Origin of the sequence: Serratia surfactantfaciens (genome assembly GCF_001642805.2) — a bacterium.
In the GTDB taxonomy this organism is placed as follows: Bacteria; Pseudomonadota; Gammaproteobacteria; order Enterobacterales; family Enterobacteriaceae; genus Serratia; species Serratia surfactantfaciens.
In genome coordinates, this window is the sequence record NZ_CP016948.1 from 4584868 (window position 1) to 4610143 (window position 25276).

Below are 25276 nucleotides of genomic sequence, written 5' to 3' on the forward strand. Positions count from 1 at the left end.
CATGTCTCAAGTCACTGAGTCTGCAGTTAAAGGTGCGCCGAAGCCGATGACCCCGTTCCAGGAGTTCTGGCACTATTTCAAGCGCAATAAAGGGGCCGTGGTCGGCCTGGTGTATATCGTTCTGATGCTGGTGATCGCGCTCGGTGCCGGGGTGCTGGCGCCGCATGCGCCGGCGGACCAGTTCCGCGACGCGCTGCTCAAGCCGCCGGTGTGGCAAGAGGGCGGCAGCTGGCAATACATTCTCGGCACTGACGACGTCGGCCGCGACGTGCTGTCGCGCCTGATGTACGGCGCGCGCCTGTCGCTGCTGGTCGGCTGTCTGGTGGTGGTGCTGTCGCTGATCATGGGCGTGGTGCTCGGCCTGCTGGCCGGTTACTTCGGCGGCGCGGTGGACGCGGTGATCATGCGCGTCGTCGACATCATGCTGGCCCTGCCGAGCCTGCTGCTGGCGCTGGTGCTGGTGGCGGTCTTCGGGCCGTCGATCGTCAACGCCTCGCTGGCGCTCACCTTCGTCGCCCTGCCGCACTATGTGCGTCTGACGCGCGCGGCGGTGCTGGCGGAAGTGAACCGCGATTACGTCACCGCCTCGCGGGTGGCGGGCGCCGGCGCGCTGCGCCAGATGTTCGTCAATATTCTGCCTAACTGCCTGGCGCCTTTGATCGTTCAGGCTTCTCTCGGTTTCTCGAACGCCATTCTGGACATGGCCGCTCTCGGCTTCCTGGGCATGGGCGCGCAACCGCCGACGCCGGAGTGGGGCACCATGCTCTCCGACGTGCTGCAGTTCGCGCAAAGCGCCTGGTGGGTCGTGACCTTCCCCGGTCTGGCGATCCTGCTGACGGTTCTGGCATTTAACCTGATGGGGGACGGCTTGCGTGATGCTCTCGACCCCAAACTCAAGCAGTAACAGAGGACGAGAGAGATGGCGTTATTGAATGTAGACAAGCTTTCGGTGCACTTCGGTGACGAAGGCACCCCGTTCCGCGCAGTGGACCGCATCAGTTACAGCGTGGATCAAGGCCAGGTGGTCGGCATCGTCGGTGAATCCGGCTCCGGCAAATCCGTCAGCTCGCTGGCGATCATGGGCCTGATCGATTTTCCCGGCAAGGTGATGGCCGACAAGCTGGAGTTCAACGGCCAGGATTTGCGCAAGATCTCCGAAAAAGAGCGCCGCCAGCTGGTGGGCTCCGAAGTGGCGATGATCTTCCAGGATCCGATGACCAGCCTGAACCCGTGCTACACCGTCGGCTATCAAATCATGGAAGCGCTGAAGGTGCATCAGGGCGGCAACCGCCGCACCCGTCGCCAGCGCGCCATCGACCTGCTGACGCAGGTGGGTATCCCCGATCCGGCCTCGCGGCTGGACGTGTACCCGCACCAACTTTCCGGCGGTATGAGCCAGCGCGTGATGATCGCCATGGCCATCGCCTGTCGGCCGAAGCTGCTGATCGCCGATGAGCCGACGACCGCGCTCGACGTGACCATCCAGGCGCAGATCATCGAACTGCTGCTGGATCTGCAACAACGCGAGAATATGGCGCTGGTGCTGATCACCCACGATCTGGCGCTGGTGGCGGAAGCAGCGCATCACATCATCGTGATGTACGCCGGCCAGGTGGTGGAATCCGGCAAGGCGGCGGAGATTTTCCGTGCTCCGCGTCACCCTTATACCCAGGCGCTGCTGCGCGCGCTGCCGGAGTTCGCCGCCGACAAGGCGCGGCTGGCTTCGCTGCCGGGCGTGGTGCCGGGCAAATACGATCGCCCGACCGGCTGCCTGCTCAACCCGCGCTGTCCCTACGCCAACGAGCGCTGCCGTAACGAGGAGCCGGAACTGCGCAGCATTCCCGGCCGTCAGGTTAAATGTCACACACCGCTGGATGATGCGGGGAGGCCGACCGTATGAGCCAGAATCAACCTTTACTGCAGGCGATCGACCTGAAGAAGCATTACCCGGTGAAAAAGGGCCTGTTCGCGCCGGAGCGGCTGGTCAAGGCGCTGGATGGCGTCTCCTTCACCCTGGAGCGCGGCAAAACGCTGGCGGTGGTCGGCGAGTCGGGCTGCGGCAAATCGACGCTCGGCCGCCTGCTGACGATGATCGAAGTGCCGACCGGCGGCGAGCTGTATTACCAGGGGCAGGATCTGCTGAAGCCGGACGTTTCCGCCGAGAAGCTGCGCCGCCAGAAGATCCAAATCGTGTTCCAGAATCCTTACGGATCGCTCAACCCGCGCAAGAAGGTCGGGCAGATCCTCGAGGAGCCGCTGTTGATCAACACGCCCCTCAGCGCCGCCGAGCGGCGGGAAAAAGCGCTGGAGATGATGGCGAAGGTCGGCCTGAAAACCGAGCATTATGACCGTTACCCGCACATGTTTTCCGGTGGCCAGCGTCAGCGTATCGCCATCGCCCGCGGGCTGATGCTGAACCCGGACGTGGTGATCGCCGATGAGCCGGTGTCGGCGCTGGACGTGTCGGTGCGCGCTCAGGTGCTGAACCTGATGATGGATCTGCAGCAGGAGCTGGGGCTGTCCTATGTGTTTATTTCGCACGATCTGTCGGTGGTGGAACACATCGCCGACGAGGTGATGGTGATGTACCTCGGCCGCTGCGTGGAAAAGGGCAGTAAAGAGGCGATCTTCAACAACCCGCGCCATCCGTACACCCAGGCGTTGCTGTCGGCGACGCCGCGGTTGAATCCGGATATGCGCCGCGAGCGCATCAAGCTGACCGGCGAACTGCCCAGTCCGATGAACCCGCCGCCGGGCTGTGCGTTCAACGCCCGCTGCCGCCGCGCCTTTGGCACCTGCGTGCAGCTGCAGCCCCAGCTCAAACAGTACGGTGAGCAGATGGTAGCCTGTTTTGCGGTCGATCAGGACGAACATCCGGGAACGTAAGGCGCTCGAGGTCACTGCGTAAACCCACGCCGGCATAACGCCGGCGTTTTTTATTATTCAATCAACGGGTTAATCATTAAACTATCTTCATTACCCGCGATTTAACGACTTTCTTGCTGTAAGTCGGGCGATCGTTATTTTTTTTAAGAATCTTCGCATGGCAATAATTATCGGATAATAGAATTTAACGGTTTGTTGTTAATAACATTTTGTCGGTCGATCGGCTTAACTATTTTTATTATAAAAACCAAATAAAAAAGCACGCCGCCGGCGTGCTTTGAGTTGCTGAGGCCGTACTTATTGCGGATAGGGCACCCAGTCGCCGCCGTTCAGGCGAATGTAGGGCTTGCCCTGATACTGCATCACGATGGCGTTGTCGTTTTCGGAGATGACCGGGGTCTGCGGCAGCCCCTGCGTCAGCGCCTGCCAGTCGACGCTGGATTCGCTGAAGACTTTGCCGTCCACCAGGCGCGACACCAGTTCAGACAGCGCCAGATAGCTGCTCGGCGTTTTGATCTGCAGCGGGCTGCCCTGATGCGGCGCCTTCATGCCCACCAGTTTGATGCCGACCGGCGTATGGGTGATGTTCGGGCTGGGAATGTCGCGCAGGCCGGACATCTGCATCTTGTCGCCCACCAACGCCGCGCCGTGTTCAGGCACGATCACCACCACCACTTTGCGGCCGGATTTCTCCAGCTGGTCGAGGAAGGTGTTCAGCTGATCGAACAGCTTCTGCGCGCGCGGCTGGTAGTCGGCGCTCTTGTTGGAGCCGACAAAGCGGTTGCCGTCGTGCAGCGGAATGATGTTGAAGAAGGTGGCGGTGCGGCCGTCGCCGCCTTTTTGCTGCTGATCCAGCCAGCGGCTCAGCAATTCGAGATCGTTATAAATCGGCTCGCCGTCGAACGATGTCAGCTCGTTGCCGATGCCGGCCTGCGACATCAGCGGCGCCTGCATGTCGCCCTGTTCGCGCAGCTCTTTCAGGAAGTTGCCGAATACCCCGGAGTGATCGAGCATCAGCTGTTCCTTGAAGCCGAGCTTCGCCAGATTGTCGAACAGGTAACACTGCTGGTTCACCGGCTGATACAGATCGTGATGCGAAAGCTGCCCGCAGCTGGCGCGCAGCAAGCGGATGGCTGCCGGGCCGCTGTAGGCAGTAGCCGAGTTGAAACTGTCGAACATGATGTCCATTTTCGACCACAGCGGATGATTCTGCAGATTGACTGCCTCCATATCGGCCCAGGCCAGCGAACAGATGTTGATCACCAGCAGATCGAACGGCTGGGCGTCGGCGGGCAAGGTGGCCGGAAACGCGGTGGCGCGGCCTTTTTCCCGCTCGTAGAACTGATTGAGGTAGGCCGTCAGGTTGGCGCTGGTCGGCGGCAGGCTGTCTGCCGGCGCGGCGTCCCCGGCCGCCGGCGCAGAGGTGGCCGGTGCATTGGCTCCGCCGCTTGAGGCCGTGGAGGTGGCGGGCAGCAGTGAGACCGCCGGCCCGGCGATGTTGACGATATTGAGCCACACCAGCGCCGCTACGGTGAACACCGTGACGCGCACCCACTGGGCAACGAACAGGTAGGCGATAAGCAGCACGAAGGCGGCGCCGACCATCTGCCAGTTGATGAAGCGGTTGACCAGCTCCAGCAGATACTGGGCGCTGAAGCCGGTCAGCTGCGAGCCCTGGCTGAGAATGCTGTTGATGCCCGGCAGCCAGGTGTCGTGATAGAACAGCGCGATGCCGATCGGGATGGCAAGGTAATGGCGCCAGCGGTGCAGGCGTTGCGAGGGGATCGGCATCAGCAGAAACGCCATGAACACCAGGTTTGGCAGCGCATGGAAGTTCAGATAGCCGAACCACAGCAGGGCGAATTTGGCCAGAAAGTAGAGGTTCCAGCCGCCCAGCCCGCGCCAGTAGCGCCACAGTGCGTTATCGGATTGCGTATTCGAGTTTGAATTCATGGCTGCTTCTTATCACGTTTAATCTGAGATGAGGCGCCTGTGCGCACCCACAAACCGGCGGATTTCAAATAGCGCGGCGATAACAACAGGTTTTGCCAGTATTGGCGCAAATGTGGAAAACGCCGATGAAAGGCGTAGCCCAGCGGAATGAAGATCAGCGCGCACAGCAGGATCAGTTGCACGATGTCGTTAAGGTTCAGCATGCTTTTCCTCCTGCGGGCCGAGCGGCAGCGTGAAGGCGACCGGCTGGCGCCGTTCTGTGGGCTCTGCGCTGGCCGCCACGTTCGGACGCGGCGCGGCACCGGCGGCGCCGGTGGCCGAGATCTGCCAGCGCCCCTGGGCCATGCGTTTGATTTCCGAAATGATATCGACATCCTGGTGCCACACCACCCGATTACTGAAGGCCTCATCCACCGGCAGGCGGAAGATGAATTTCAGCGCGGTATCCAGATCGTTGATGCGGCAGGTGGAGAGGAACAGCACCAGTCGCCCCTGCACCACGGTCATCACGTCGCCGAAACGCCGCAGGTGGCACAGGGTCATCGCCTGTTCGGCGCGCAGGCCGGTGGCCGGGCGCAGCGCCACCATCACGCCCTTGCCGTCTTCGGGCAGCAGCGTGTTGCCCATCAGCGAGAGCACCGCCTGGCTGAACGCTTCCGGCCGCATGTAGCCTTTCAGCTGCAGCGGGCGCAAACCGGCCAGCAGCGCATCGATGTCGGCGGGCACATGGCGTGAGAAACGCTGCCCCTGGATGCCCTCAAGCATGGTCAGAAAACGCGACAGCGGCGCGACGTGCGGCACGATCAGGTTGGCGCCGCAGGCCAGCAGCAGCCGTTCGTCGCTGTAACGCAGGCTGGCGCTCATTTCGCGCACCGCGATTTTCATCCCGTTGCCGCGGCTGCGGCGCAGGGTGTGGATCTGGTGCGCCAGGTGATCGATTTGGTCGCTTTGGTACAGGGCGAAAATCAAGGTCGCCGAGAGTCTCAGCATGCCGTGCTGCGCCAGCTCGTCGTTGCTCTCCAGCAGTTGCCAGTTGGCGGACAGCGGCGGCGCGCCTTCCAGAATGCTGCGTTCGGCCAGATACAGGCCTTCGTCGCTGCGCAGGGTGGTGGGGGAGGGCTGGCTATTTTCATCCTCGCCCTGCCAGCCGCCCTCCGCGGCGTACAGCGTCAGCAGCTGATTGGCGTTGATGCCGTTTTCGGTGCTCCACCAGTTCACCAGGTATTGCGCGCTGTCCTGCTGCCATTGCAGGCTGGACAGGCCGTTCAGAATGCGGTGCTGCGCGCTGAGCTGGCCCTTGAGCTTATTGATACCGCCGCCGTGGCTGAGGATCAGCAACGTGCATTCCTGACGCCGCAGCCAGGCGGCGAGCGCGCGCGTCCACTCGCGCAGTTCTTCGGTGGTGAAGGTTTGCCACAGGCTGGCATGGGCCAGCAGGATCAGTAAGCGATTTTGCGGCCGCAGGGCGCGCATCAAATCGTCGCTCAACTGCGTCAGCGCGGCTTTTTTCTCCGGCAATTGATACAGCGGCAGCTTCTGCAGGGCAGGCGACGCCAGCTCGGCCAATAGGCGATCGGGTTTGTCGCCGCTGCAGATCAGGGCGACTTTGTGGGTGGCCGGTTGGGCGGCGATGGCCTGACGACACAGCAACGCGGCGTCGCTTTGCCGATCGATATTCACCCAATAAAGGCCGGGGGCCTGCATCACCGACAGCTCTTCCCAAATCTGCCGAATGCCTAGAGAAAAAGAGTGCGCCATAGGATGTGTTCTACTTTCGTTGAAAGCCGACTAAAGGCGTTTATATTTAAAGATAGCCATTTTTACTCTGGCAATAACAAATCTCCGACGCTCTGCAACAATATTTGTTGAGAATCATCTTATTGCCTATCTCTTTTTGTATCGTTGCTATAGTTAATTAACATAGCCTATTTTCGCAAAGGCGGAAGAATGAATAACGCACCCACCCATTTTCGTGCAGCGGCGCCTGGGGAGAGCCAGGATGACCTGCAGGCGCTCAGCCAGGCTTTTTCATTGCCGAAATTAAGCTATGTCGATATTTCACGGCAGGAGCGGTTAACGCAAATGATGACGCGTTGGCCTCTGTTGGCCGAATTGGCGCAGACCACGGGGAGCCACTGATCTATGCCGGTGATCGCGCTGCAAGGGTTGCGGGGTGGAATGGGGACGACGTCGGTCACGGCGGCGCTCGCCTGGGCGTTGCAGCAGTTGGGCGAATCGGTGCTGGCGATCGATTTCACGCCGGATAATCTGCTGCGTCTGCATTTCAACACGCCGTTCGAGCTGACGCGCGGCTGGGCCCGCGCAGAACATGACGGCGGCGGCTGGCGGGAAGGCGCGCTGCGTTATTGCGAAAACCTCGACTTTTTACCGTTTGGCCGCCTGAATGCGGCGGAACGGCTGGAAGTGCAACGTCAATGTCAGCAGCAGCCCGAGCGCTGGCGCGACAATGTGCGCCAACTGATCGCCGGCGAGCCGCAGCGCTGGATCCTGCTGGATGTTCCGGTCGGGGACGGCGCGCTGGCGCAACAGGCGCTGCAGCTTGCCGACAGCGTGTTCGTGCTGTTGAATCCCGACGCCAACTGTCAGGTTAGGCTCCATCAGCAGACGCTGCCGAACGATTGTCGTTTCCTGGTCAATCACTACTCCTCCGCCAGCCAGCTGCAGCAGGATCTGCATCAGCTGTGGCTGCAAACCCTGGGCGGTCTGCTGCCTGTGGTGATCCATCGCGATGAAGCGTTGGCGGAAGCGATGGCGGTCAAGCAGCCGTTGGGCGAGTACCGCCCCGAAAGCCTGGCGGCGGATGAAGTGCTGACGCTGGCCAACTGGTGTCTGATCAATCTTAAACCGGGCGTTGCGCCATGAGTCGGGTGCTGAGCCTGCTGCTGGTGCCGCCGGTGCGTCAGGCGGTGCAGGCGCGCTATCGCGGCTATCGCCGCAGCGGCGCGTCGGCGCTGACCGCCTTTTTCGCCACGCTGCTGGTGGCGTTGGGGTGGCTGCTGCTGCGCTTCGAGTCGCCGGCCTGGCAACGCGTGCGCGCCGGCCGCGCTTATTGGTTCCCGCACCTGTCCGCCGAACGTCCGCGTCCGGCGGATGCGCTGCGCTATCTGCTGCAAGGGCTGTGGCTGCTGCTGTTTTGCAGCGGCCGCGCGCCGGTGCAGCGCGACTATTTCGCCGGCTGGCGCCGCCTGCAGCAGCGCTATGCCGACTGGCTGCAGAGCCTGCCGCAACGGCTGGAAAACGCCGGCGTGGAGCAGCGCTCGGTGGCGCGCCTTGGCCGCATGAGCCGCGGCATGCGGCGCGCGCTGTTTATCCTGATCGGGGTGTTGGCGGCGATCCTCGCCATGCTGTGCATTTCGCAGCCGTTCGATCTGCCGGCGCAGTTCGTGTTCGTTCTGCTGCTGTGGGGAATCGCCATGGTGGTGCGCCGGGTGCCGGGGCGCTTGCCGGGGCTGATGCTGATCGTCCTGTCGCTGACCGTGTCCTGCCGCTACCTGTGGTGGCGCTATACCGCCACGCTGAACTGGGACGATCCGCTCAGCCTGACATGCGGCCTGCTGCTGCTGGTGGCGGAGACCTATGCCTGGGTGGTGCTGGTGCTGGGCTATTTCCAGACCGTTTGGCCGCTTAACCGCCAGCCGGTGCCGTTGCCCGAAGACAGCGCGACCTGGCCGACCATCGATCTGATGGTGCCGACCTACAACGAAGACCTCGGGGTGGTGAAGCCCACCATCTATGCGGCGTTGGGTATCGACTGGCCGAAGGAAAAGGTGAACATCTATATCCTCGACGACGGTAATCGCCCCGAATTCCGGGCGTTCGCTGCCGAAGTCGGCGTGAAGTACATCGCCAGGCCGACCCACGAACACGCCAAGGCCGGCAACATCAACAATGCGCTGAAGCAGGCCACCGGCGAATTCGTGGCGATTTTCGACTGTGACCACGTGCCGACGCGCTCCTTCCTGCAGCTGACCATGGGCTGGTTCTTCAAAGACAAAAAGCTGGCGATGCTGCAGACCCCGCACCACTTCTTCTCGCCGGATCCGTTCGAGCGCAACCTCGGCCGCTTCCGCCAGACGCCTAACGAAGGCACTTTGTTCTACGGGCTGGTGCAGGACGGCAACGACATGTGGGACGCCACCTTCTTCTGCGGTTCTTGCGCCATTCTGCGCCGCAGCGCGCTCGACGAGATCGGCGGCATTGCGGTGGAAACCGTCACCGAAGACGCCCATACCTCGCTGCGTCTGCACCGGCGTGGGCACACCTCGGCCTACATCCGCATTCCGCAGGCCGCCGGGCTGGCGACCGAAAGCCTGTCGGCGCATATCGGCCAGCGCATTCGCTGGGCGCGCGGCATGGTGCAGATCTTCCGGCTCGACAACCCGCTGCTGGGCAAGGGGCTGAAACTGGCCCAGCGCCTGTGCTATGCCAACGCCATGCTGCATTTCCTGTCGGGCATTCCGCGCCTGATCTTCCTCACCGCGCCGCTGGCGTTTTTGCTGCTGCATGCCTACATCATTTTTGCGCCGGCGCTGGCGATCGCGCTGTATGTGCTGCCGCACATGATCCACGCCAGCCTGACCAACTCGCGCATTCAGGGGAAATACCGCCATTCGTTCTGGAGCGAGATCTATGAAACGGTGCTGGCCTGGTATATCGCGCGGCCGACGACGGTAGCGTTGTTCAATCCGCACAAGGGTAAATTCAACGTCACCGCCAAAGGCGGCCTGGTGGAAGAGGAACACGTCGACTGGGTGATCACCCGGCCTTACATGTTCCTGGTCGTGCTGAATCTGGCCGGGCTGGCGTTCGGCGCCTGGCGGTTGGCCTATGGCCCGACGGATGAGGTGATGACGGTGATCATCAGCCTGGTGTGGGTGCTGTACAACATGACGATTCTCGGCGGCGCGGTGGCGGTGGCGGTGGAGGCCAAACAGGTGCGCCAGGCGCACCGCGTGGAGATCGCCATGCCGGCGGCGATCGCGCGCGCCGACGGTCATCTGTATCCCTGCACGCTGCGCGATTACTCCGATGGCGGCGTGGGCATCGAGATGCGGGTGGAGAATGCGTTGAAAGACGGCGACAAGGTTTCGCTGTTGCTCAAACGTGGCCAGCAGGAATACAGCTTCCCCTGCGTGGTGACGCGCGCCTTCGGCAACAAGGTGGGGGTGCGCCTGGTCGAGCTCTCTACCCGTGAACATATCGATTTCATTCAGTGCACCTTCGCCCGCGCCGATACCTGGGCGCTGTGGCAGGACGGGTTCCCTGAAGACCGGCCGATCGAAAGCCTGCGCGACGTGCTGGCGTTGGGTTTCCGAGGGTATGTGCGCATGGCGGACTACGCGCCGCCGCTGGTGCGCGGTCTGCTGGTCGGGGTCACTTCGCTGACCGCCTGGGTAGTGTCGTTTATTCCGCGCGGCGTCGGCAGGGATCCGACTTTGGGTCAACAAGAAACAGTGGGTTAGCTGCGAGTTCAACCGCCCGCTCACTCGCCCGGTGAACAGGCTCCAACATTGATGATGATACGATGACGAGAAAAATAACCTGGTTAACTGCTCTGGCCTTAGGCATCAGTACCCTGTCGCAGGCCGAAACCGCCACCGCGCCGACCGTGGCGGCCCAGCCGCCGATTGCGGCGCCGGCCGATACCTCGAACGCGCCGCCGCTCGCCGTGCCGCAGGATCCTAATGCGCCGGTGCGCGACGTGTCGCTGCCGTTTGCGCAGATAGCGCCGCCGCCGGGCACCTTTATTCTGCGCGGCACCCGCCCGGATGGGCAGATTGAATTCGGCGTGCGCAGCGATGAAGTGGTTTCGCAGGCGATGCTCGATATGGAGTTTACGCCGTCGCCGGCGCTGATCCCGGTGGAGTCGCACGTCAAGGTCTACCTCAACGACGAGTTGATGGGCGTAACCACTATCGCCAAAGAGCAGCTGGGCAAGCCCAATCGCATTCAGATGGCGATCGATCCGCGCTATATCACCGATTTTAACCGCGTCCGACTGGTGTTTGTCGGCCATTATCAGAACATTTGCGAAAACCCGGCCAGCACCTCGCTGTGGCTCGACGTCAGCAAATCCAGCGCGCTGAAGCTGCGTTTCCAGACGCTGCCGGTGAAAAACGAACTGTCGCATTTCCCTGAGCCGTTCTTCGACAGCCGCGATAATCGGCCGCTGACGCTGCCGATGGTGTTTGCCGGCCAGCCGGATCTCGCCCAGCAGCGCGCGGCGGGCATCCTGGCATCCTGGTTCGGCAGCAAGGCGCAGTGGCGCGGGCAGTCTTTCCCGACGCTGTATAATGCGCTGCCGACGCAGCATGCGGTGGTGTTCGCCACCAACCAACAGCGCCCGGATTTCCTGCGCGATTACCCGGCGGTCAACGGCCCGACGGTGGAGATGATCAGCCACCCGGACAATCCGTACGTCAAACTGCTGCTGATTCAGGGGCGCGACGACAACGATTTGATCACCGCAGTGAAAGGTATCGCACAGGGCAACATCCTGTTCCGCGGCCAGAACGTAACGGTGGACAAGGTGGAGCAACTGGCGCCGCGCCAGCCTTACGACGCGCCGAACTGGGTGCGCACCGATCGGCCGATGACCTTCGCCGAACTGCAGCAATACGCCGAACAGCTGCAGACCAGCGGCATTGAACCCGGCCCGATTTCGTTGACCATGAACCTGCCGCCGGACCTGTTCCTGATCCGCAGCACCGGCATCGACATGCACCTGAAGTACCGTTACACCGCGCCGCGCATTCAGGACGGTTCACGGCTAAGCGTCAGCCTGAACAACCAGTTCGTGCAGGCTTACTCGCTGGTGCCGGAACACGAGCAGGGGGCGCAGCTGCTGCGCCTGCCGTTGACGCAGGGGCTGCTCGATTCCGACAAGAACGTCAGCATCCCGGCGCTGCGTCTGGGGGCCACCAACCAGCTGCGCTTTGACTTCGACTACACCACGCTGCTGGCCAGCGGCGCCGAAGGGCGTTGCGAAACTTATTCCTTCACGCAAAACCACGCGGTGATCGACGGTGCTTCCACCATCGATTTCTCCGGCTACCGCCACTTTATGGCGATGCCGGATCTGCGCGCCTTTGCCAACGCCGGCTTCCCGTTCAGCCGCCTGGCGGATCTGTCGCAAACGCTGGTGTTGGTGAACCAGAAACCTCAGCCGGCGCAGGTCAGCGCGCTGCTGAATGCGCTGGGGGTGATCGGTGCGCAAACCGGCTATCCGGCGCTGGCCTTCACGCTCAGCGACGACTGGTCGCAGGCCAAAGATCGCGACGACGATATCCTGATGGTCGGTACCATCCCGCCGGAGCTGCGTGACGATAAGAAAATCAGCCTGTTGGTGGACGCCACCCAAAGCTGGGTGAAACAGCCGACGCGCCAACCGCCGCTGCCCAGCGCAGAAGTGCTGGCGGAAGATACCAAACCGGACAGTAAAACGACCGTCAGCTCAGAGGGGGCGATGTCGGCGATTATCGGCGTGCAGTCGCCGTTCAACGACCAGCGCAGCATCGTGGCGCTGTTGGCGGACAGCCCGCGCGGCTATGAGTTGCTGAATGACGCCTTGCTGGACAGCGGCAAGCGCGCCGCGGTGTTCGGTTCGGTGGCGGTGATCCGCGAATCGGGGGTCAACAGCCTGCGCGTCGGCGATGTTTACTATGTTGGCCACCTGCCGTGGTGGGAGCGGCTGTGGTATGCCCTCTCCACCCATCCGGTCCTGCTGGCGGCGATCGCGGTGGTGCTGGTGGTGATCCTGGGGCTGATGCTGTGGCGTGGCCTGAAGGCCTTCAGCCGGCGTCGCCTGGCGCCTGAAGATCGGGATTGACGGCGGTGAACGCGATGCTGCAACGCCTGTCGCTCGGCATGCTGCTGCTGTGCGCCTTCAGCGCGGCGGCGGCCTGCGAGTGGCCGGGCTGGCAACAGTACAAGCAGTTCTACATCAGTCCGCAGGGGCGGGTGATCGACCCGAGCAGCCCGAACAAAATCACCACCTCGGAGGGGCAGAGTTACGGCCTGTTCTTCGCCCTGGTGGCCAACGACCGGCCGACCTTCGACCGGCTGTTGACCTGGACGGAGAACAACCTGGCGGCGGGCGATCTCAGCGCGCATTTGCCTGCCTGGCTGTGGGGCGAAGGTGACGACAAGCAGTGGAAGGTGCTGGACGCCAACTCGGCATCGGACGCCGATCTGTGGATAGCATACAACCTGCTCGAAGCCGGCCGCCTGTGGAAAAGCCGGCGTTATCAAACCCTGGGAACGCTGCTGCTGCAACGCATCGGCCGTGAGGAAGTGGCCGACATTCCCGGCCTGGGGTTGATGCTGCTGCCGGGCAAGGTCGGGTTCGTGGCGGAAGATCGCTGGCGCTTGAACCCCAGCTATCTGCCGCCGCAGCTGTTGGCGCGCTTTGCGGCGCTGAACGGCCCGTGGCGCGCGATGCGTGAGATCAATCAGCGGCTGTGGCTGGACACCGCGCCGCACGGTTTCTCACCGGACTGGGTGGTGTGGCGGGTCGGCGCCGGCTGGCAGCCGGACACCGTCAAGCCGAACGTCGGCAGTTACGACGCCATTCGGGTCTACCTGTGGGCCGGCATGCTGGCGGACGACGATGAGCACAAGGCGGCGCTGCTTGAACGCTTCCAGCCGATGGCGCAGCTCACCGCCAAACAGGGCGTGCCGCCGGAGAAAACCGATACCGCCAGCGGCAAAACGACCGGCGACGGCCCGGTCGGTTTCTCCGCTTCCATGCTGCCGATGCTGGCGACGCAGGCTGAAGCGCTGGCGGTGCAGCGGCAGCGCATCAGCGATCATCCGCCGGGTGACGACGCCTATTTCAGCGCCTCGCTGACGCTGTTCGGCCAGGGGTGGGATCAACAACGTTATCGCTTTAATCGTCAGGGTGAATTGCAACCCTCGTGGGACGGCCAATGCACAACTTCAAAATAAACTGGCTGAATTTGATTCCGCTGAGTCTGGCGATGCTGCCGCAGGCGCGCGCCGCGGAGGCCGTGGCCCCGGAACAGTGGCTGTTGGAGCAGGTGCGCATCGGCGAGGCCGGCAACAAGGACGATCTGGTGCGCCAGTCGCTGTACCGGCTCGAGCTGATGGATCCGAACAACCCGGACGTGATCGCCGCGCGCATGCGTTTGGCGCTGCGGCAGGGCAACATGGCGCTGGCGCAGCAGCAGCTGGATAAGCTGAAAACCCTCGCGCCGCAGTCCAGCGCCTATCGCCAGGCGCAAATGAACATGCTGCTGACCCAGCCGGAAACCCGGCAAAAGCTGCAGCAGGCGCGCCTGATGGCGACCGCCGGCCGGTTGCCGGAGGCCAAGGCGCAGTACGATGCGCTGTTCCACGGCGAGCCGCCGACGCTCGACCTGGCGGTGGAATACTGGCGGCTGGTGGCGCGCTTGCCGGGGCAGGAAGCGAAGGCGCTGAAGCAGCTGCAGGCGCTGGACCAGCAATATTCAGGCAACGTGGCGCTGCGCATGTCGCTGGCGCGCATGCTGTTCAGTCAGAATCAGGACACGCAGGCTTATGAACTGCTGCAGAAGATCGCCGCCGATCCGGCCGGGCGCGGCGATGCTGCCGATCTGTGGTTGGACAAGGTCAAAGCGATGCCGGTCAGCGCGCAAAGCGTGGCGGCGCTCAACCGTTTCCTCGGCGTGTTCGACACCGGCGATCAGGCGACCAGCGCCCGCGAAGAGCTGGCCAGACAGCAGAAATTGTTGGCCGATCCGGCCTATCAGGCGCGGGTGCGCGGCCTGGCGCAGGTGGATAAAGGCGGCAGCCGGGCGGCTATTCCGGAATTGCAAAAGGCGCTGGCGGCGACGCCGAACGACGCCGAGGTGCTGGGCGCGCTCGGCCAGGCCTATTCGCGCGCCGGCAATCGCCCGCAGGCGCTGAAGCTGTTTCGTCAGGCGCTGGCCGCCGACAAGAACGGCTACGACAGCGGCAAGTGGCAAAGCCTGATCAAGAGCACCGGCTACTGGCTGGCGATCGATGAGGGCGACAAGGCGCTGAAGGCCGGCAATCTCTCGCTGGCCCGCCAGAAATATCAGCAGGCGCGTCAGCTCGACGACAGCGACGGCGACGCGTTCATCGGCCTGGGCGATGTGGCGGTGGCGAGTAAAGATGACGCCGCGGCGGAAGGGTTTTATCGGCAGGCGCTGCGGCGCGATCCCGGTAACGGCAGCGCGTTGCGCGGCCTGGTGAATATCTATCAACGGCAGTCGCCGGAAAAAGCGTTGGCCTACCTTAATGGGCTGCCAGGCAGCCAGCAGGCCAAACTGCGCAGCACCCTCGACGGACTGCGGCTCGATATGCTGAAACAGCAGGCGGAGACATTGGCGGCGCAACAGCAGTGGCGGCAGGCGGCGGAAATCTATCGCCGCGCCCAGCCGATGGATCCCGACGACGTCTGGCTGACCTACCGCTACGCCCAAGCGCTGCGCCAGGCCGGGCAGCCGCAGCAGGCGGATGCCTTATTCCGACAGTTGGCGCAGCGTCAGCACGCTAATCCGCAGTTGGTCTACGCCTATGCGCTCTACCTTTCCGGCAGCGATCGCGACGATCAGGCGCTGGCGCAGCTCAATACGCTGCCTGTTGCGCAGTGGAACGACAACATGCGCGAGCTGGCGCAGCGGCTGAAAATGCAGGCGGTGATCGATCATGCCGAACGGCTGCGGGCGGCCGGTGACGAACCGGCGGCGGAAGCCTATCTGCGCCGGCAGCCGGCAGACACGCGCATCGATTTGCTGCTGGCCGACTGGGCGCTGGCGCGCGGGGAGTATGCGGCGGCGCTGGACGACTATCAGCGGGTGAAACGGCGTGAACCGAATAACCCGGATGCGCAGCTGGGCGAGATTGAAGCCTATGTAGCGCAGGGGGATCTGGAAGCGGCGCGGCAACGGCTGAAAACCGAACCGCAGCCACAAGACGCTTCGCTCAACAGCCAGCGGCGAGTCGCCAACGCCTGGGGGGCGGTCGGCGATCCGCAGCAGGCCGAAGCTATCTTCGACCGACTGAAAACGGCGGCGGCTTCGGAGCCCGTCGGGCAGACCAAGGCGCTGGTTTACCGTGACGCCGCCCGGCTGGAGCGGGCTCAGCAACAGCCTGAGCGGGCGCAGCAGGATTACCGCCAGGCGATGGTGGCCAGCGGCATCACGCCGACGCTGCCGCAGGACAATGACAGTTACACCTATTTGACGCGCAATAATCCGAGCGACGACTGGCTGAAACGCGGCATCCGTTCCGACGCGGCGGATCTGTATCGACAGCAAGACGTGAACGTCACGCTCGATCACGATTACTGGCGCTCGAGCGGCACCGGCGGCATTTCCGATTTCAACGCGCACGACACCATGCTGCAGATGGACATGCCGCTGTATGACGGGCGCGCCTTCTTGCGCACCGACACCGTGCAGCTGGATGCCGGCCGCTTCTCGACCGACGGCAGCGGCAAATACTACGAGACCTTCGGCACCTGCCACACGCAAGGGTGCCGCGGCGATGAACACCAGAAAACCACCGGTACCAGCGTGGCGGCCGGCTGGAAAAACGATCGCTGGGCCGCCGACATCGGCACGACGCCGATGGGCTTTGAGGTGGTCGACTGGACCGGCGGCCTGGCCTACAGCGGCGATTGGAACCACATCGGTTGGACGCTGGCGGCTTCGCGGCGGCCGATCTCCAGCTCGCTGCTGGCGTTCGGCGGCGCCAAAGACCCGAATACCGGCGTCACCTGGGGCGGCGTACGCGCCACCGGTGTCAGCCTGAGCGCCAGCTACGATCGCGGCGAGGCGAACGGCGTCTGGGCCGATCTCAGCGCGCACCAGATTACCGGCAAGAACGTGGCGGACAACCAGCGGCAGCGGTTGATGGCCGGCTATTACTACAAGCTGATCAACGAAGACAATCGCCGTCTGAGCGTCGGGCTCAATACCATGCTGTGGCACTATCAGAAGGATTTGAGCGGCTATTCGCTGGGACAGGGCGGCTATTACAGCCCGCAGCAATATCTGTCGCTGTCACTGCCGGTCAACTACCGCCAGCGCACCGAGAACTGGTCGTGGGAGCTGGGCGGTTCGGTGTCGTTGTCCCATTCAAAAACCGACAGCCAGCGCCGCTATCCGCTGCAGGGCCTGATCCCGGACTCGCTGCCCGACAAGTTCGCCGTCGAGGACGGCAGTTCCTCGAGCGGCGTCGGCTATACCCTGCGGGCGATCGTCGAACGCCGCCTCAGTTCGCACTGGACGCTCGGCGCCGGCATCGATATCCAGCAGGCGAAAGACTATACGCCGAGCCACGCATTAATTTATCTGCGCTATTCGCTGGCCGGCTGGCAGGGGGATCTCGATTTGCCGCCGCAGCCGCTGACGCCATACGCCGACTTCAAGTAGCCGGGAGGGGGAAGATTCGGAGTGTCGGACACCGGGGAGTTTTGTTACCCTGTGTCCGGGTTGCGTTTGTCCGCTTTAGGAAAAGACTGAAACCCGCGATTTTCTTGGTTCTGCCTGCGGCATAGCCAGATAAAAACAGCCGATGATCGAGTATACTCAGCCCGGTTCGAGGGGGCGGGTAAGAGTCAGCCCCCTTTTTTGTTTCAGCCCGATTTTACGGAGAGCAGGTTTGCGGGTCAGGCGTTCGTTAACGATTAAGCAGATGGCGACGGTGTCCGGCGTGGCGCTGGTTACGATCTGCATTTTTATCGTGATCCAGTTATTCCACTTTGTGCAGCAGCGCAGGGATGACTACGCCCAGCAACTGGAGAATATCGCCCACTCCGTGCGCCAGCCACTGGCGGAAGCGGTGCTGCGCATGGACGTGCCGGAAGCCAAAAAGGTGCTGAACACGCTGTTGCCGGTCGGCATTCTGAGCCGGGCGGATATCGTCTTGCCGAATGAGTTTCAGGCGCTGCATGCCAATTTTCCGCCGGAGCGGCCGGTGCCGACGCTGATCGCCCGGCTGTTTGAATTGCCTATCCAAATTTCCGTGCCGCTTTATTCGCTGGAGCGGGTGCCGGCCAACCAGCAGCCGCTGGCTTATCTGGTGCTGCAGGCCGATTCGTTCCGCATGTACCAGTTTATCCTCAGTATTTTGTCGACCATGCTGTCGACGTACCTGCTGCTGGCGCTGATCCTGTCGGTGGCCATCACCTGGTGCATGAACCGGCTGATGGTGCATCCACTGCGCGCGATGGCCAAAGAGCTGGAAAACATCTCGCAGGACGAAGCGCCTTATCACCAGCTGATGCTGCCGGCGCTGCATCAGGACGACGAGCTCGGCCTGCTGGTGCGCAACTACAACCGCAATCAACAGACGCTGGCCAAGGCGCATGCCGACATGAGCCGCCTCAGCACCCGTCACCCGGTGACCGAACTGCCGAATGCGGTACTCTTGAACGCGCTGCTGGAACAGCATATCGCCTCCAGCCTGCGCCCTGAGCGTTTTAATCTGCTGGTGATCGGCATCGAGACGTTGCATGAGGCCTCCGGCGTGATGAGCCCGGCGATGCGTGAAGCCCTGCTGTTGGCGCTGGCGAAGAAACTGCGCGGCTGCATCGACGAAAACGGCGTGCTGGCGCAGCTGAGCAATACCGAATTCGCCATCCTGGCCAAGGGCATCGAGCGGCCGTTCCACGCCATGCAGCTGGCGCGGCGCATCATGGCGGAGATCAACGCGCCGTTGACGCTGGAAGGCCTGGCGCTGCGGCCTAACGCCAGCATCGGCATCGCGCACTACCTCAATCAGGAGGAGAGCGCGGAACAGCTGCTGCGCAGCGCTACCTCGGCGATGATGTCCGCGCACCGCGAAGGAAAAAATCAGATTCTGTTCTTCGAACCCAGCCTGACGGAACGCACGCAGAAGCGGCTGACGCAGGAGAGCGAGATCCTGCACGGCATTGAACAGCGGCATTTCACGCTGTTCCTGCAGCCGCAGATCGATATGCAGTCCAATGAGGTGATCGGCGCCGAAGCGCTGTTGCGTTGGCAACAGTACGACGGCAGCTATACCCTGCCGGCCGACGTCATCCCGCTTGCGGAAGAGCTGGGCGTGATCGTGCCCCTCGGCAACTGGGTGCTGGAAGAGTCTTGCCGTATCCTGGCGGACTGGCAGCAGCGCGGTATTGCGCTGCCGCTGGCGGTCAACGTTTCCGGCATTCAGATGCAGGACGAGGCGTTCGTTCCGCATCTGAAAAGTCTGCTGGCACAGTATCGGATCGATCCGCGCAAGCTGCTGCTGGAGATCACCGAGACGGTACGCATCGACGATCTCGACCGCGCGCTGGCGCTGCTGCGCGAGCTGCACGATCTGGGGCTGTCGATCGCGCTGGACGACTTCGGCATGGGCTACTCCAGCCTGGAGTACCTGAACCGGTTGAAATCCCTGCCGATCGATTTGATTAAAATCGACCGCAGCTTCATTCAGGGGCTGCCGGCCGACGATGCGATGGTGCGCATCGTCAGTTCGATCTCCGAAGTGCTGGCGCTGCCGGTGATGGCCGAAGGCGTGGAAAACGCCGAGCAGCGCGACTGGCTGCTGCGGCACGGCATTCGCAGCGGGCAAGGGTTCCTGTTCGCCCGGCCGCTGCCGCGCGAAGCCTTCGAAGCCGAGTTTTGCCGCGCGGCGCCTTGAGCGCCGCGTTACCTTTCCGGTACTTTTCCCTGTCCGAAAACCGCCATTCTCTCCCTACCTCTTTTGCGTTAGTGCAAACATAGGCTTACGCAATTTTCAGCTTTGCACCCGGACTGACGCGTTTCAGCTCTTAAATTCACATCAACCCCGAGGCTGGGGTGCAACAAATTATTTCCATGTTGTTAAGTGGGTGTTATTTTCCGCGCAAGCAATGAACAGGCTGGATTTTTAGACTGCTGCCTGGTGCGTGTCTTCCCCCCATAGGATGTTCATATGAAAACAACGATTTTTAAGAGCCTCTATTTTCAGGTGCTGACGGCGATCACGCTGGGTATCCTGCTTGGCCACTTCTACCCTGACCTCGGCGCCCAAATGAAACCCCTGGGCGATGGCTTCGTCAAACTGATCAAGATGATTATCGCCCCGGTGATCTTCTGCACCGTGGTGACCGGCATCGCCGGTATGGAAAGCATGAAGGCGGTGGGGCGCACCGGCGCCATCGCGCTGCTGTATTTTGAAATCGTCAGCACCATTGCGCTGATTATCGGCCTGGTGATCGTCAACCTGGTGCAACCGGGCGCCGGCATGAACGTCGATCCCGGCACGCTGGACGCCAAAGCGGTGGCGGTCTATGCCGAGCAGGCGCAGCAGCAGGGCATCATTCCGTTCCTGCTGGATATCATCCCCGGCAGCGTGATCGGCGCGTTCGCCAGCGGCAACATTCTGCAGGTGCTGCTGTTCGCGGTGCTGTTCGGCTTCGCTCTGCATCGTCTGGGCGAGAAAGGGCAGCTGATCTTCAACGTGATCGACAGCTTCTCGCGAGTGATTTTCGGCATCATCAACATGATCATGCGCCTGGCGCCGCTGGGGGCCTTCGGCGCCATGGCGTTTACCATCGGTAAATATGGCGTCGGCACGCTGGTGCAACTCGGCCAGCTGATCGTGTGCTTCTATATCACCTGTATCCTGTTCGTGGTGGTGGTGTTGGGCAGCATCGCCCGCGCCAACGGCTTCAGCATCTTCAAATTCGTCAACTACATCAAAGAAGAGCTGCTGATCGTGCTGGGGACATCGTCGTCCGAGTCGGCGCTGCCGCGCATGCTGGATAAAATGGAGAAGCTGGGCTGCAAGAAATCGGTGGTGGGCCTGGTGATCCCGACCGGGTACTCCTTCAACCTGGACGGCACCTCGATCTACCTGACCATGGCCGCGGTGTTTATCGCGCAGGCGACCAACACCCATATGGACATCATGCATCAGGTTACCCTGTTGGTGGTGCTGCTGCTTTCTTCCAAAGGGGCGGCGGGCGTGACCGGCAGCGGCTTTATCGTGTTGGCCGCCACCATCTCCGCCGTCGGCCACCTGCCGTTGGCCGGCCTGGCGCTGATCCTCGGCATCGACCGCTTTATGTCGGAAGCCCGCGCGTTGACCAACCTGGTGGGCAATGGCGTGGCGACCGTGGTGGTGGCGAAATGGTGTAATCAGCTGGATGAGCAACAGCTGAAAGACACGCTGAACAACAAAAACGCCGGCGCGGACAAAACGCTGCCTTCCGCCTGATATCGGCGGTAAATCACCGGCCGCAGCCGCGGCCGGTGAAGTTCTATCCCTGCCTCGTAACGATTTCTTGCATTAAAAACCCCGCTATCCATTATTTTTCACTCTAATGAGTGACATCCGCAAAGGCGCGCGGTCTAACACGATGGTACACTTTCTGCTTTCCGCCCCACTGTGAAACTCAGGGCGTATTTTTATGATTCCATTGAATGGAATACACGCATTTGCATAAGAAATTGGATAGTCATTAAGTAGGGGTTCACATGCAGGGCACCAGAATTCATCTTATAGTTGGTGGGCTGCTATTGGCTGCAGCCAGTAGCAGCGTGCAGGCTGAAGCACTACAACCCGATCCTGCCTGGCAGCAGGGGGCGTTGGCCAACGGGTTTTCATGGCAGATTCTCGATACGCCGCAGCGGCCGAGCGACCGCGTCGAACTGCGGCTGATCGTCAATACCGGCTCTTTGGTGGAGTCTTCTCAACAGACCGGCTTCGCCCACTTGCTGCCGCGGCTGGCGTTGGCGCGCAGCGAAAGCTTCACCGCGCCGCAGCTGCGCGCCCTGTGGCAACAGAGCGTGGATAACGAACGGCCGCTGCCGCCGGCTATCATCTCGTATGACTTCACCATGTATAACCTCAGCTTGCCGAACAACCGGCCCGACCTGCTGAAGGAAGCGCTGGCCTGGCTGGCGGACACCACCGGCAAACTGGCGATCGACGAGCATACGGTGCATGCGGTGATGAACTCCAGCATCAATCCGGTCGGCACGTTCCCGCCCAATACCAAAGACGCCTGGTGGCGTTACCGCCTGAAGGGCTCGACGCTGCTGGCGCACGATCCGGCGCAGCCGGCGAAACGGCCGGTCAATCTCGAACAGCTGAAGAAATTCTATCAGCAGTGGTATACCCCGGACGCCATGACGCTGTTCGTGGTCGGCAAGGTCGACAGCCGCAGCCTGGGCGAGCAGATCAACAAGGCGTTCTCGCCGCTGCAAGGCAAGCGTGAAACCCCGGCCCCGATGCCGACCCTGACGCCGCTGCCGCAGCAGCCGGTGAGCCTGATCAGCGAGCAGGTGAAACAGGATACGCTGTCGATCATGTGGGATTCGCCGTGGCACCCGATTCGCGATTCGCAGAGCCTGCTCCGCTATTGGCGTGGCGATCTCGCCCGCGAGGCGCTGTTCTGGCATCTCCAGCAAACGCTGGAAAAAAGCGACCAGAAGAACCTGCATCTGGGCTTTGACTGCCGCGTGCAGTACCAGCGCGGGCAGTGCGCCATCCACCTGGATACGCCGAACAACAACCTGAACGGCAGCCTGGGCTTTATCGCCCGCGAGCTGGCCAACGTGCGTGACAACGGCCTGTCGAAAGAGGAATTCGATGCGCTGCTGGCGCAGAAAAACGATCAGCTGAGCAAGCTGTTCGCCACCTACGCCCGCACCGACACCGACGTGCTGATGAGCCAGCGCCTGCGTTCGCAGCAGAGCGGGGTGGTGGATATCGCGCCGGAGCTGTATCAGAAGCTGCGCCAGGAGTTCTTGTCCAGCCTGACGCTGGAGACGCTGAATCAGGCGCTGAAGCTGCAGCTGTCTCAGGAGGCGACGCTGGTGCTGTTGCAGCCGAAGGGCGAGCCGGAAATGAGCATGAAGCAGCTGCAGGAAACCTATGACGGCATCATGATGCCGGCGCCGGCGGTGGTGACGGAAGAAGCCAAACCGGCCGACACCGCGGTGGCTGCGCCGGCGACGGACGCCAGCGCGCAGTAATTCGCAGCAGGGGGCGCAGGCCCCCTAGTTGCGGTACAGCACCTTGATGATATGGTAACCGAACTGGGTTTTGACCGGGCCGTAGGGTTTGAGCAGCGGAATGCTGAACACCGCTTTGTCGAACGCCGGTACCATCGCGCCCTTGTTGAATTCGCCCAGCGAGCCGCCGTTGCGTTTTGACGGGCAGCTCGAGTATTTGCGCGCCAGCGTGTCGAAGCTGACGCCGCGCTTCAGCTTGGCCAGCAGCTCGTTGGCCAGCTTTTCATTGTCTACCAGAATGTGCAGGGCGCACGCCGTTTTTGCCATGGTAATGCCTTTGTCGATGCGAAAATTGCGCTGATTATACCCGCTAAATCTCATCGGCGCTTTCTGCTACAATTCCCTTCCACGTTTTACAGTCGAGCAAGTCAGCACCATGCGATTAAACCCCAGCCAACAACAAGCCGTCGAATTCGTTACCGGGCCCTGCCTGGTGTTGGCCGGCGCCGGTTCCGGCAAGACGCGCGTTATCACTAACAAGATAGCTCACCTGATCCACCACTGCGGCTATCAGGCACGGCATATCGCCGCCGTGACCTTCACCAACAAGGCCGCGCGCGAGATGAAAGAGCGCGTGTCGCAAACCCTGGGCCGCAAAGAGGCACGCGGGCTGATGATTTCCACCTTCCATACCCTGGGGCTGGAGATCATCAAACGGGAATACGTGGCGCTGGGAATGAAGTCCAACTTCTCGCTGTTCGACGACCAGGATCAGCTGGCGCTGTTGAAAGAGCTGACCGAAAAGTGGTTGGAGAGTGACAAAACGCTGGTGGCGCAGCTGATCTCGACCATCTCCAACTGGAAAAACGACTTGATCGATCCTCAGCGGGCGGCGGAGCTGGCGCGCTCGGAGCGCGACAAGCTGTTCGCCCACTGCTACGGCCTGTACCACGCCCATATGCGGGCGTGCAACGTGCTGGACTTCGACGATCTGATCCTGTTGCCGACGCTGTTGCTGCAACGCAACGAAGAGGTGCGCGAACGCTGGCAGCAGCGCATCCGCTATCTGCTGGTGGATGAGTATCAGGATACCAACACCAGCCAGTACGAGCTGGTGAAGCTGCTGGTGGGCAACCGCGCGCGCTTTACCGTGGTGGGCGACGACGATCAGTCGATCTACTCCTGGCGCGGCGCGCGGCCGCAGAACCTGGTGCTGTTGAAGGAAGATTTCCCGGCGCTGCAGGTGATCAAACTGGAGCAAAATTATCGCTCCAGCGAGCGCATTCTGAAGGCGGCCAACATCCTGATCGCCAATAACCCGCACGTGTTTGAAAAACGGCTGTTTTCCGAACTCGGGTATGGCGAAGAGCTGAAGGTGGTGACCGCCAATAACGAGGATCACGAAGCCGAGCGCGTGGTGGGGGAGCTTATCGCCCACCACTTCGTGAAAAAGACCAATTACGGCGACTATGCGATTCTGTACCGCGGCAATCATCAGTCGCGGGTGTTTGAAAAGATGCTGATGCAGAACCGCATCCCGTACAAGATTTCCGGCGGTACGTCGTTCTTCTCCCGCCCCGAGATCAAGGATTTGCTGGCCTACCTGCGCGTGCTGACCAACCCGGAGGACGACAGCGCCTTCCTGCGTATCGTCAATACTCCCAAGCGCGAGATCGGCCCGGCGACGCTGCAGAAGCTCGGCGAGTGGGCCAACCAGCGCAACAAGAGTTTGTTCCATGCCAGCTTCGATCTGGGGCTGAGCCAGCACCTGACCGGGCGCGGGCTGGAATCGCTGCAGCGTTTCACCCACTGGCTGGGCGGCATCGCCCAGCAGGCGGAGCGTGAGCCGGTGGCAGCGGTGCGCGATCTGATCCGTGGCGTGGATTATGAGAGCTGGCTGTTTGAAACCTCGACCAGCCCGAAGGCCGCCGAAATGCGAATGAAGAACGTCAATACGCTGTTCGGCTGGATGACGGAGATGTTGGAGGGCAACGATCTGGACGAGCCGATGACGCTGACCCAGGTCGTGACCCGCTTCACCCTGCGCGACATGATGGAACGAGGTGAAAGCGAAGAAGAATTGGATCAGGTGCAGCTGATGACGCTGCACGCCTCCAAGGGGCTGGAGTTCCCTTACGTGTTCCTGGTGGGCATGGAAGAGGGCCTGCTGCCGCACCAGAGTAGCATCGATGAAGACAATGTCGATGAAGAGCGGCGCCTGGCCTATGTGGGGATCACTCGTGCGCAAAAAGAACTGATTTTCACTCTGTGCCGCGAGCGCCGCCAGTACGGCGAGTTGGTGCGGCCGGAGCCGAGCCGCTTCCTGCTGGAATTGCCGCAGGACGATCTGGCGTGGGAAAGCGAGCGCAAAGTGGTGAGCCCGCAGGAGCGGATGCAGAAGGGACAGAGCCATCTGGCCAACATCCGCGCCCAGCTGGCCAAGGCCAAAGGCGGGAATTAAAAAGAAAGGGCGCTCA

At 62.1% G+C, this 25276-nt stretch carries 17 protein-coding genes; 13 read left to right on the forward strand and 4 right to left on the reverse strand.

All coding sequences use genetic code 11. The features are described from left to right. Position 1 precedes the first annotated feature (1 nt). From dppC to dppF, 3 genes are read left to right on the forward strand one after another with little or no spacing between them, the layout of a single operon-like run. A complete protein-coding gene (dppC, locus tag ATE40_RS21425) occupies positions 2-904 on the forward strand; it encodes a dipeptide ABC transporter permease DppC (protein WP_025160406.1) in 903 nt (300 codons plus the stop codon). Positions 905-919: 15 nt separating this feature from the next. Next, on the forward strand, positions 920-1900 hold the full coding sequence (gene dppD, locus ATE40_RS21430; RefSeq protein ID WP_019452581.1) for a dipeptide ABC transporter ATP-binding protein: 981 nt from the start codon (positions 920-922) through the stop codon (positions 1898-1900). Further along, complete coding sequence (gene dppF, locus ATE40_RS21435) at positions 1897-2886, forward strand: dipeptide ABC transporter ATP-binding subunit DppF (RefSeq protein ID WP_060424251.1); 990 nt, start codon at positions 1897-1899, stop codon at positions 2884-2886. Before dppD ends, dppF begins: the two co-directional genes overlap by 4 nt. 297 nt (positions 2887-3183) lie before the next feature. On the opposite strand, the gene bcsG is transcribed toward dppF, so the two are convergent. From bcsG to bcsE, 3 genes are read right to left on the reverse strand one after another with little or no spacing between them, the layout of a single operon-like run. Further along, positions 3184-4839 (reverse strand): cellulose biosynthesis protein BcsG, encoded by a 1656-nt coding sequence (bcsG, locus tag ATE40_RS21440; protein ID WP_019452579.1) that lies wholly within the window; start codon positions 4837-4839, stop codon positions 3184-3186. Beyond that, entirely contained in the window at positions 4836-5042 is a 207-nt protein-coding gene (bcsF, locus tag ATE40_RS21445) for a cellulose biosynthesis protein BcsF (RefSeq protein ID WP_025160405.1), read from the reverse strand. The genes bcsG and bcsF overlap by 4 nt, the downstream gene beginning before the upstream one ends. Next, positions 5029-6597 (reverse strand): cellulose biosynthesis protein BcsE, encoded by a 1569-nt coding sequence (gene bcsE, locus ATE40_RS21450; protein ID WP_019452577.1) that lies wholly within the window; start codon positions 6595-6597, stop codon positions 5029-5031. Before bcsE ends, bcsF begins: the two co-directional genes overlap by 14 nt. 189 nt (positions 6598-6786) lie before the next feature. On the opposite strand from bcsE, the gene bcsR reads away from it, so the two are divergent. The 9 genes from bcsR (at position 6787) to ATE40_RS21495 (ending at position 22820) form a co-directional block, all read left to right on the forward strand. Then, positions 6787-6978: a cellulose biosynthesis protein BcsR gene (gene bcsR, locus ATE40_RS21455; RefSeq protein ID WP_033649881.1), complete on the forward strand. Its 192-nt coding sequence runs from the start codon at positions 6787-6789 to the stop codon at positions 6976-6978. Positions 6979-6981: 3 nt separating this feature from the next. Next, complete coding sequence (gene bcsQ / locus ATE40_RS21460; protein ID WP_019452575.1) at positions 6982-7722, forward strand: cellulose biosynthesis protein BcsQ; 741 nt, start codon at positions 6982-6984, stop codon at positions 7720-7722. Beyond that, positions 7719-10322: a UDP-forming cellulose synthase catalytic subunit gene (gene bcsA, locus ATE40_RS21465; RefSeq protein ID WP_063918220.1), complete on the forward strand. Its 2604-nt coding sequence runs from the start codon at positions 7719-7721 to the stop codon at positions 10320-10322. Before bcsQ ends, bcsA begins: the two co-directional genes overlap by 4 nt. A 62-nt stretch (positions 10323-10384) precedes the next feature. Further along, on the forward strand, positions 10385-12688 hold the full coding sequence (gene bcsB, locus ATE40_RS21470) for a cellulose biosynthesis cyclic di-GMP-binding regulatory protein BcsB (RefSeq protein WP_019452573.1): 2304 nt from the start codon (positions 10385-10387) through the stop codon (positions 12686-12688). 5 nt (positions 12689-12693) lie between these two features. Beyond that, the gene (bcsZ, locus tag ATE40_RS21475; RefSeq protein ID WP_063918418.1) at positions 12694-13806 is read left to right on the forward strand and encodes a cellulose synthase complex periplasmic endoglucanase BcsZ; all 1113 of its coding nucleotides are present in this window, start codon (positions 12694-12696) and stop codon (positions 13804-13806) included. Beyond that, positions 13788-17261: a cellulose synthase complex outer membrane protein BcsC gene (gene bcsC, locus ATE40_RS21480; RefSeq protein ID WP_063918219.1), complete on the forward strand. Its 3474-nt coding sequence runs from the start codon at positions 13788-13790 to the stop codon at positions 17259-17261. Before bcsZ ends, bcsC begins: the two co-directional genes overlap by 19 nt. A gap of 229 nt (positions 17262-17490) precedes the next feature. After that, entirely contained in the window at positions 17491-19497 is a 2007-nt protein-coding gene (gene hmsP, locus ATE40_RS21485; protein WP_063918218.1) for a biofilm formation regulator HmsP, read from the forward strand. 273 nt (positions 19498-19770) lie between these two features. Further along, positions 19771-21057 (forward strand): dicarboxylate/amino acid:cation symporter, encoded by a 1287-nt coding sequence (locus tag ATE40_RS21490; RefSeq protein ID WP_019452569.1) that lies wholly within the window; start codon positions 19771-19773, stop codon positions 21055-21057. Between the two features lie 260 nt (positions 21058-21317). Beyond that, positions 21318-22820 (forward strand): M16 family metallopeptidase, encoded by a 1503-nt coding sequence (locus ATE40_RS21495; protein ID WP_063918217.1) that lies wholly within the window; start codon positions 21318-21320, stop codon positions 22818-22820. Positions 22821-22844: 24 nt separating this feature from the next. Here the strand turns inward: ATE40_RS21495 and ppiC are convergent, their stop codons facing one another. Then, positions 22845-23126 (reverse strand): peptidylprolyl isomerase PpiC, encoded by a 282-nt coding sequence (gene ppiC / locus ATE40_RS21500; protein ID WP_004934175.1) that lies wholly within the window; start codon positions 23124-23126, stop codon positions 22845-22847. Between the two features lie 109 nt (positions 23127-23235). Here ppiC and rep point away from each other — a divergent pair, with 109 nt between their 5' ends. Further along, positions 23236-25260: a DNA helicase Rep gene (gene rep / locus ATE40_RS21505; protein WP_063918216.1), complete on the forward strand. Its 2025-nt coding sequence runs from the start codon at positions 23236-23238 to the stop codon at positions 25258-25260. The last annotated feature ends 16 nt before the right edge of the window (positions 25261-25276 follow it).

Bases quoted from the DNA above. Each gene is read 5' to 3' on its own strand.
- bcsE (WP_019452577.1), bottom strand. From the start codon at position 6,597: ATGGCGCACTCTTTTTCTCTAGGCATTCGGCAGATTTGGGAAGAGCTG.
- bcsF (WP_025160405.1), bottom strand. From the start codon at position 5,042: ATGCTGAACCTTAACGACATCGTGCAACTGATCCTGCTGTGCGCGCTG.
- dppF (WP_060424251.1), top strand. From the start codon at position 1,897: ATGAGCCAGAATCAACCTTTACTGCAGGCGATCGACCTGAAGAAGCAT.
- ATE40_RS21490 (WP_019452569.1), top strand. From the start codon at position 19,771: ATGAAAACAACGATTTTTAAGAGCCTCTATTTTCAGGTGCTGACGGCG.
- ppiC (WP_004934175.1), bottom strand. From the start codon at position 23,126: ATGGCAAAAACGGCGTGCGCCCTGCACATTCTGGTAGACAATGAAAAG.
- dppC (WP_025160406.1), top strand. From the start codon at position 2: ATGTCTCAAGTCACTGAGTCTGCAGTTAAAGGTGCGCCGAAGCCGATG.
- bcsR (WP_033649881.1), top strand. From the start codon at position 6,787: ATGAATAACGCACCCACCCATTTTCGTGCAGCGGCGCCTGGGGAGAGC.
- bcsB (WP_019452573.1), top strand. From the start codon at position 10,385: ATGACGAGAAAAATAACCTGGTTAACTGCTCTGGCCTTAGGCATCAGT.
- ATE40_RS21495 (WP_063918217.1), top strand. From the start codon at position 21,318: ATGCAGGGCACCAGAATTCATCTTATAGTTGGTGGGCTGCTATTGGCT.
- dppD (WP_019452581.1), top strand. From the start codon at position 920: ATGGCGTTATTGAATGTAGACAAGCTTTCGGTGCACTTCGGTGACGAA.
- bcsG (WP_019452579.1), bottom strand. From the start codon at position 4,839: ATGAATTCAAACTCGAATACGCAATCCGATAACGCACTGTGGCGCTAC.
- bcsC (WP_063918219.1), top strand. From the start codon at position 13,788: ATGCACAACTTCAAAATAAACTGGCTGAATTTGATTCCGCTGAGTCTG.
- rep (WP_063918216.1), top strand. From the start codon at position 23,236: ATGCGATTAAACCCCAGCCAACAACAAGCCGTCGAATTCGTTACCGGG.
- bcsA (WP_063918220.1), top strand. From the start codon at position 7,719: ATGAGTCGGGTGCTGAGCCTGCTGCTGGTGCCGCCGGTGCGTCAGGCG.
- bcsQ (WP_019452575.1), top strand. From the start codon at position 6,982: ATGCCGGTGATCGCGCTGCAAGGGTTGCGGGGTGGAATGGGGACGACG.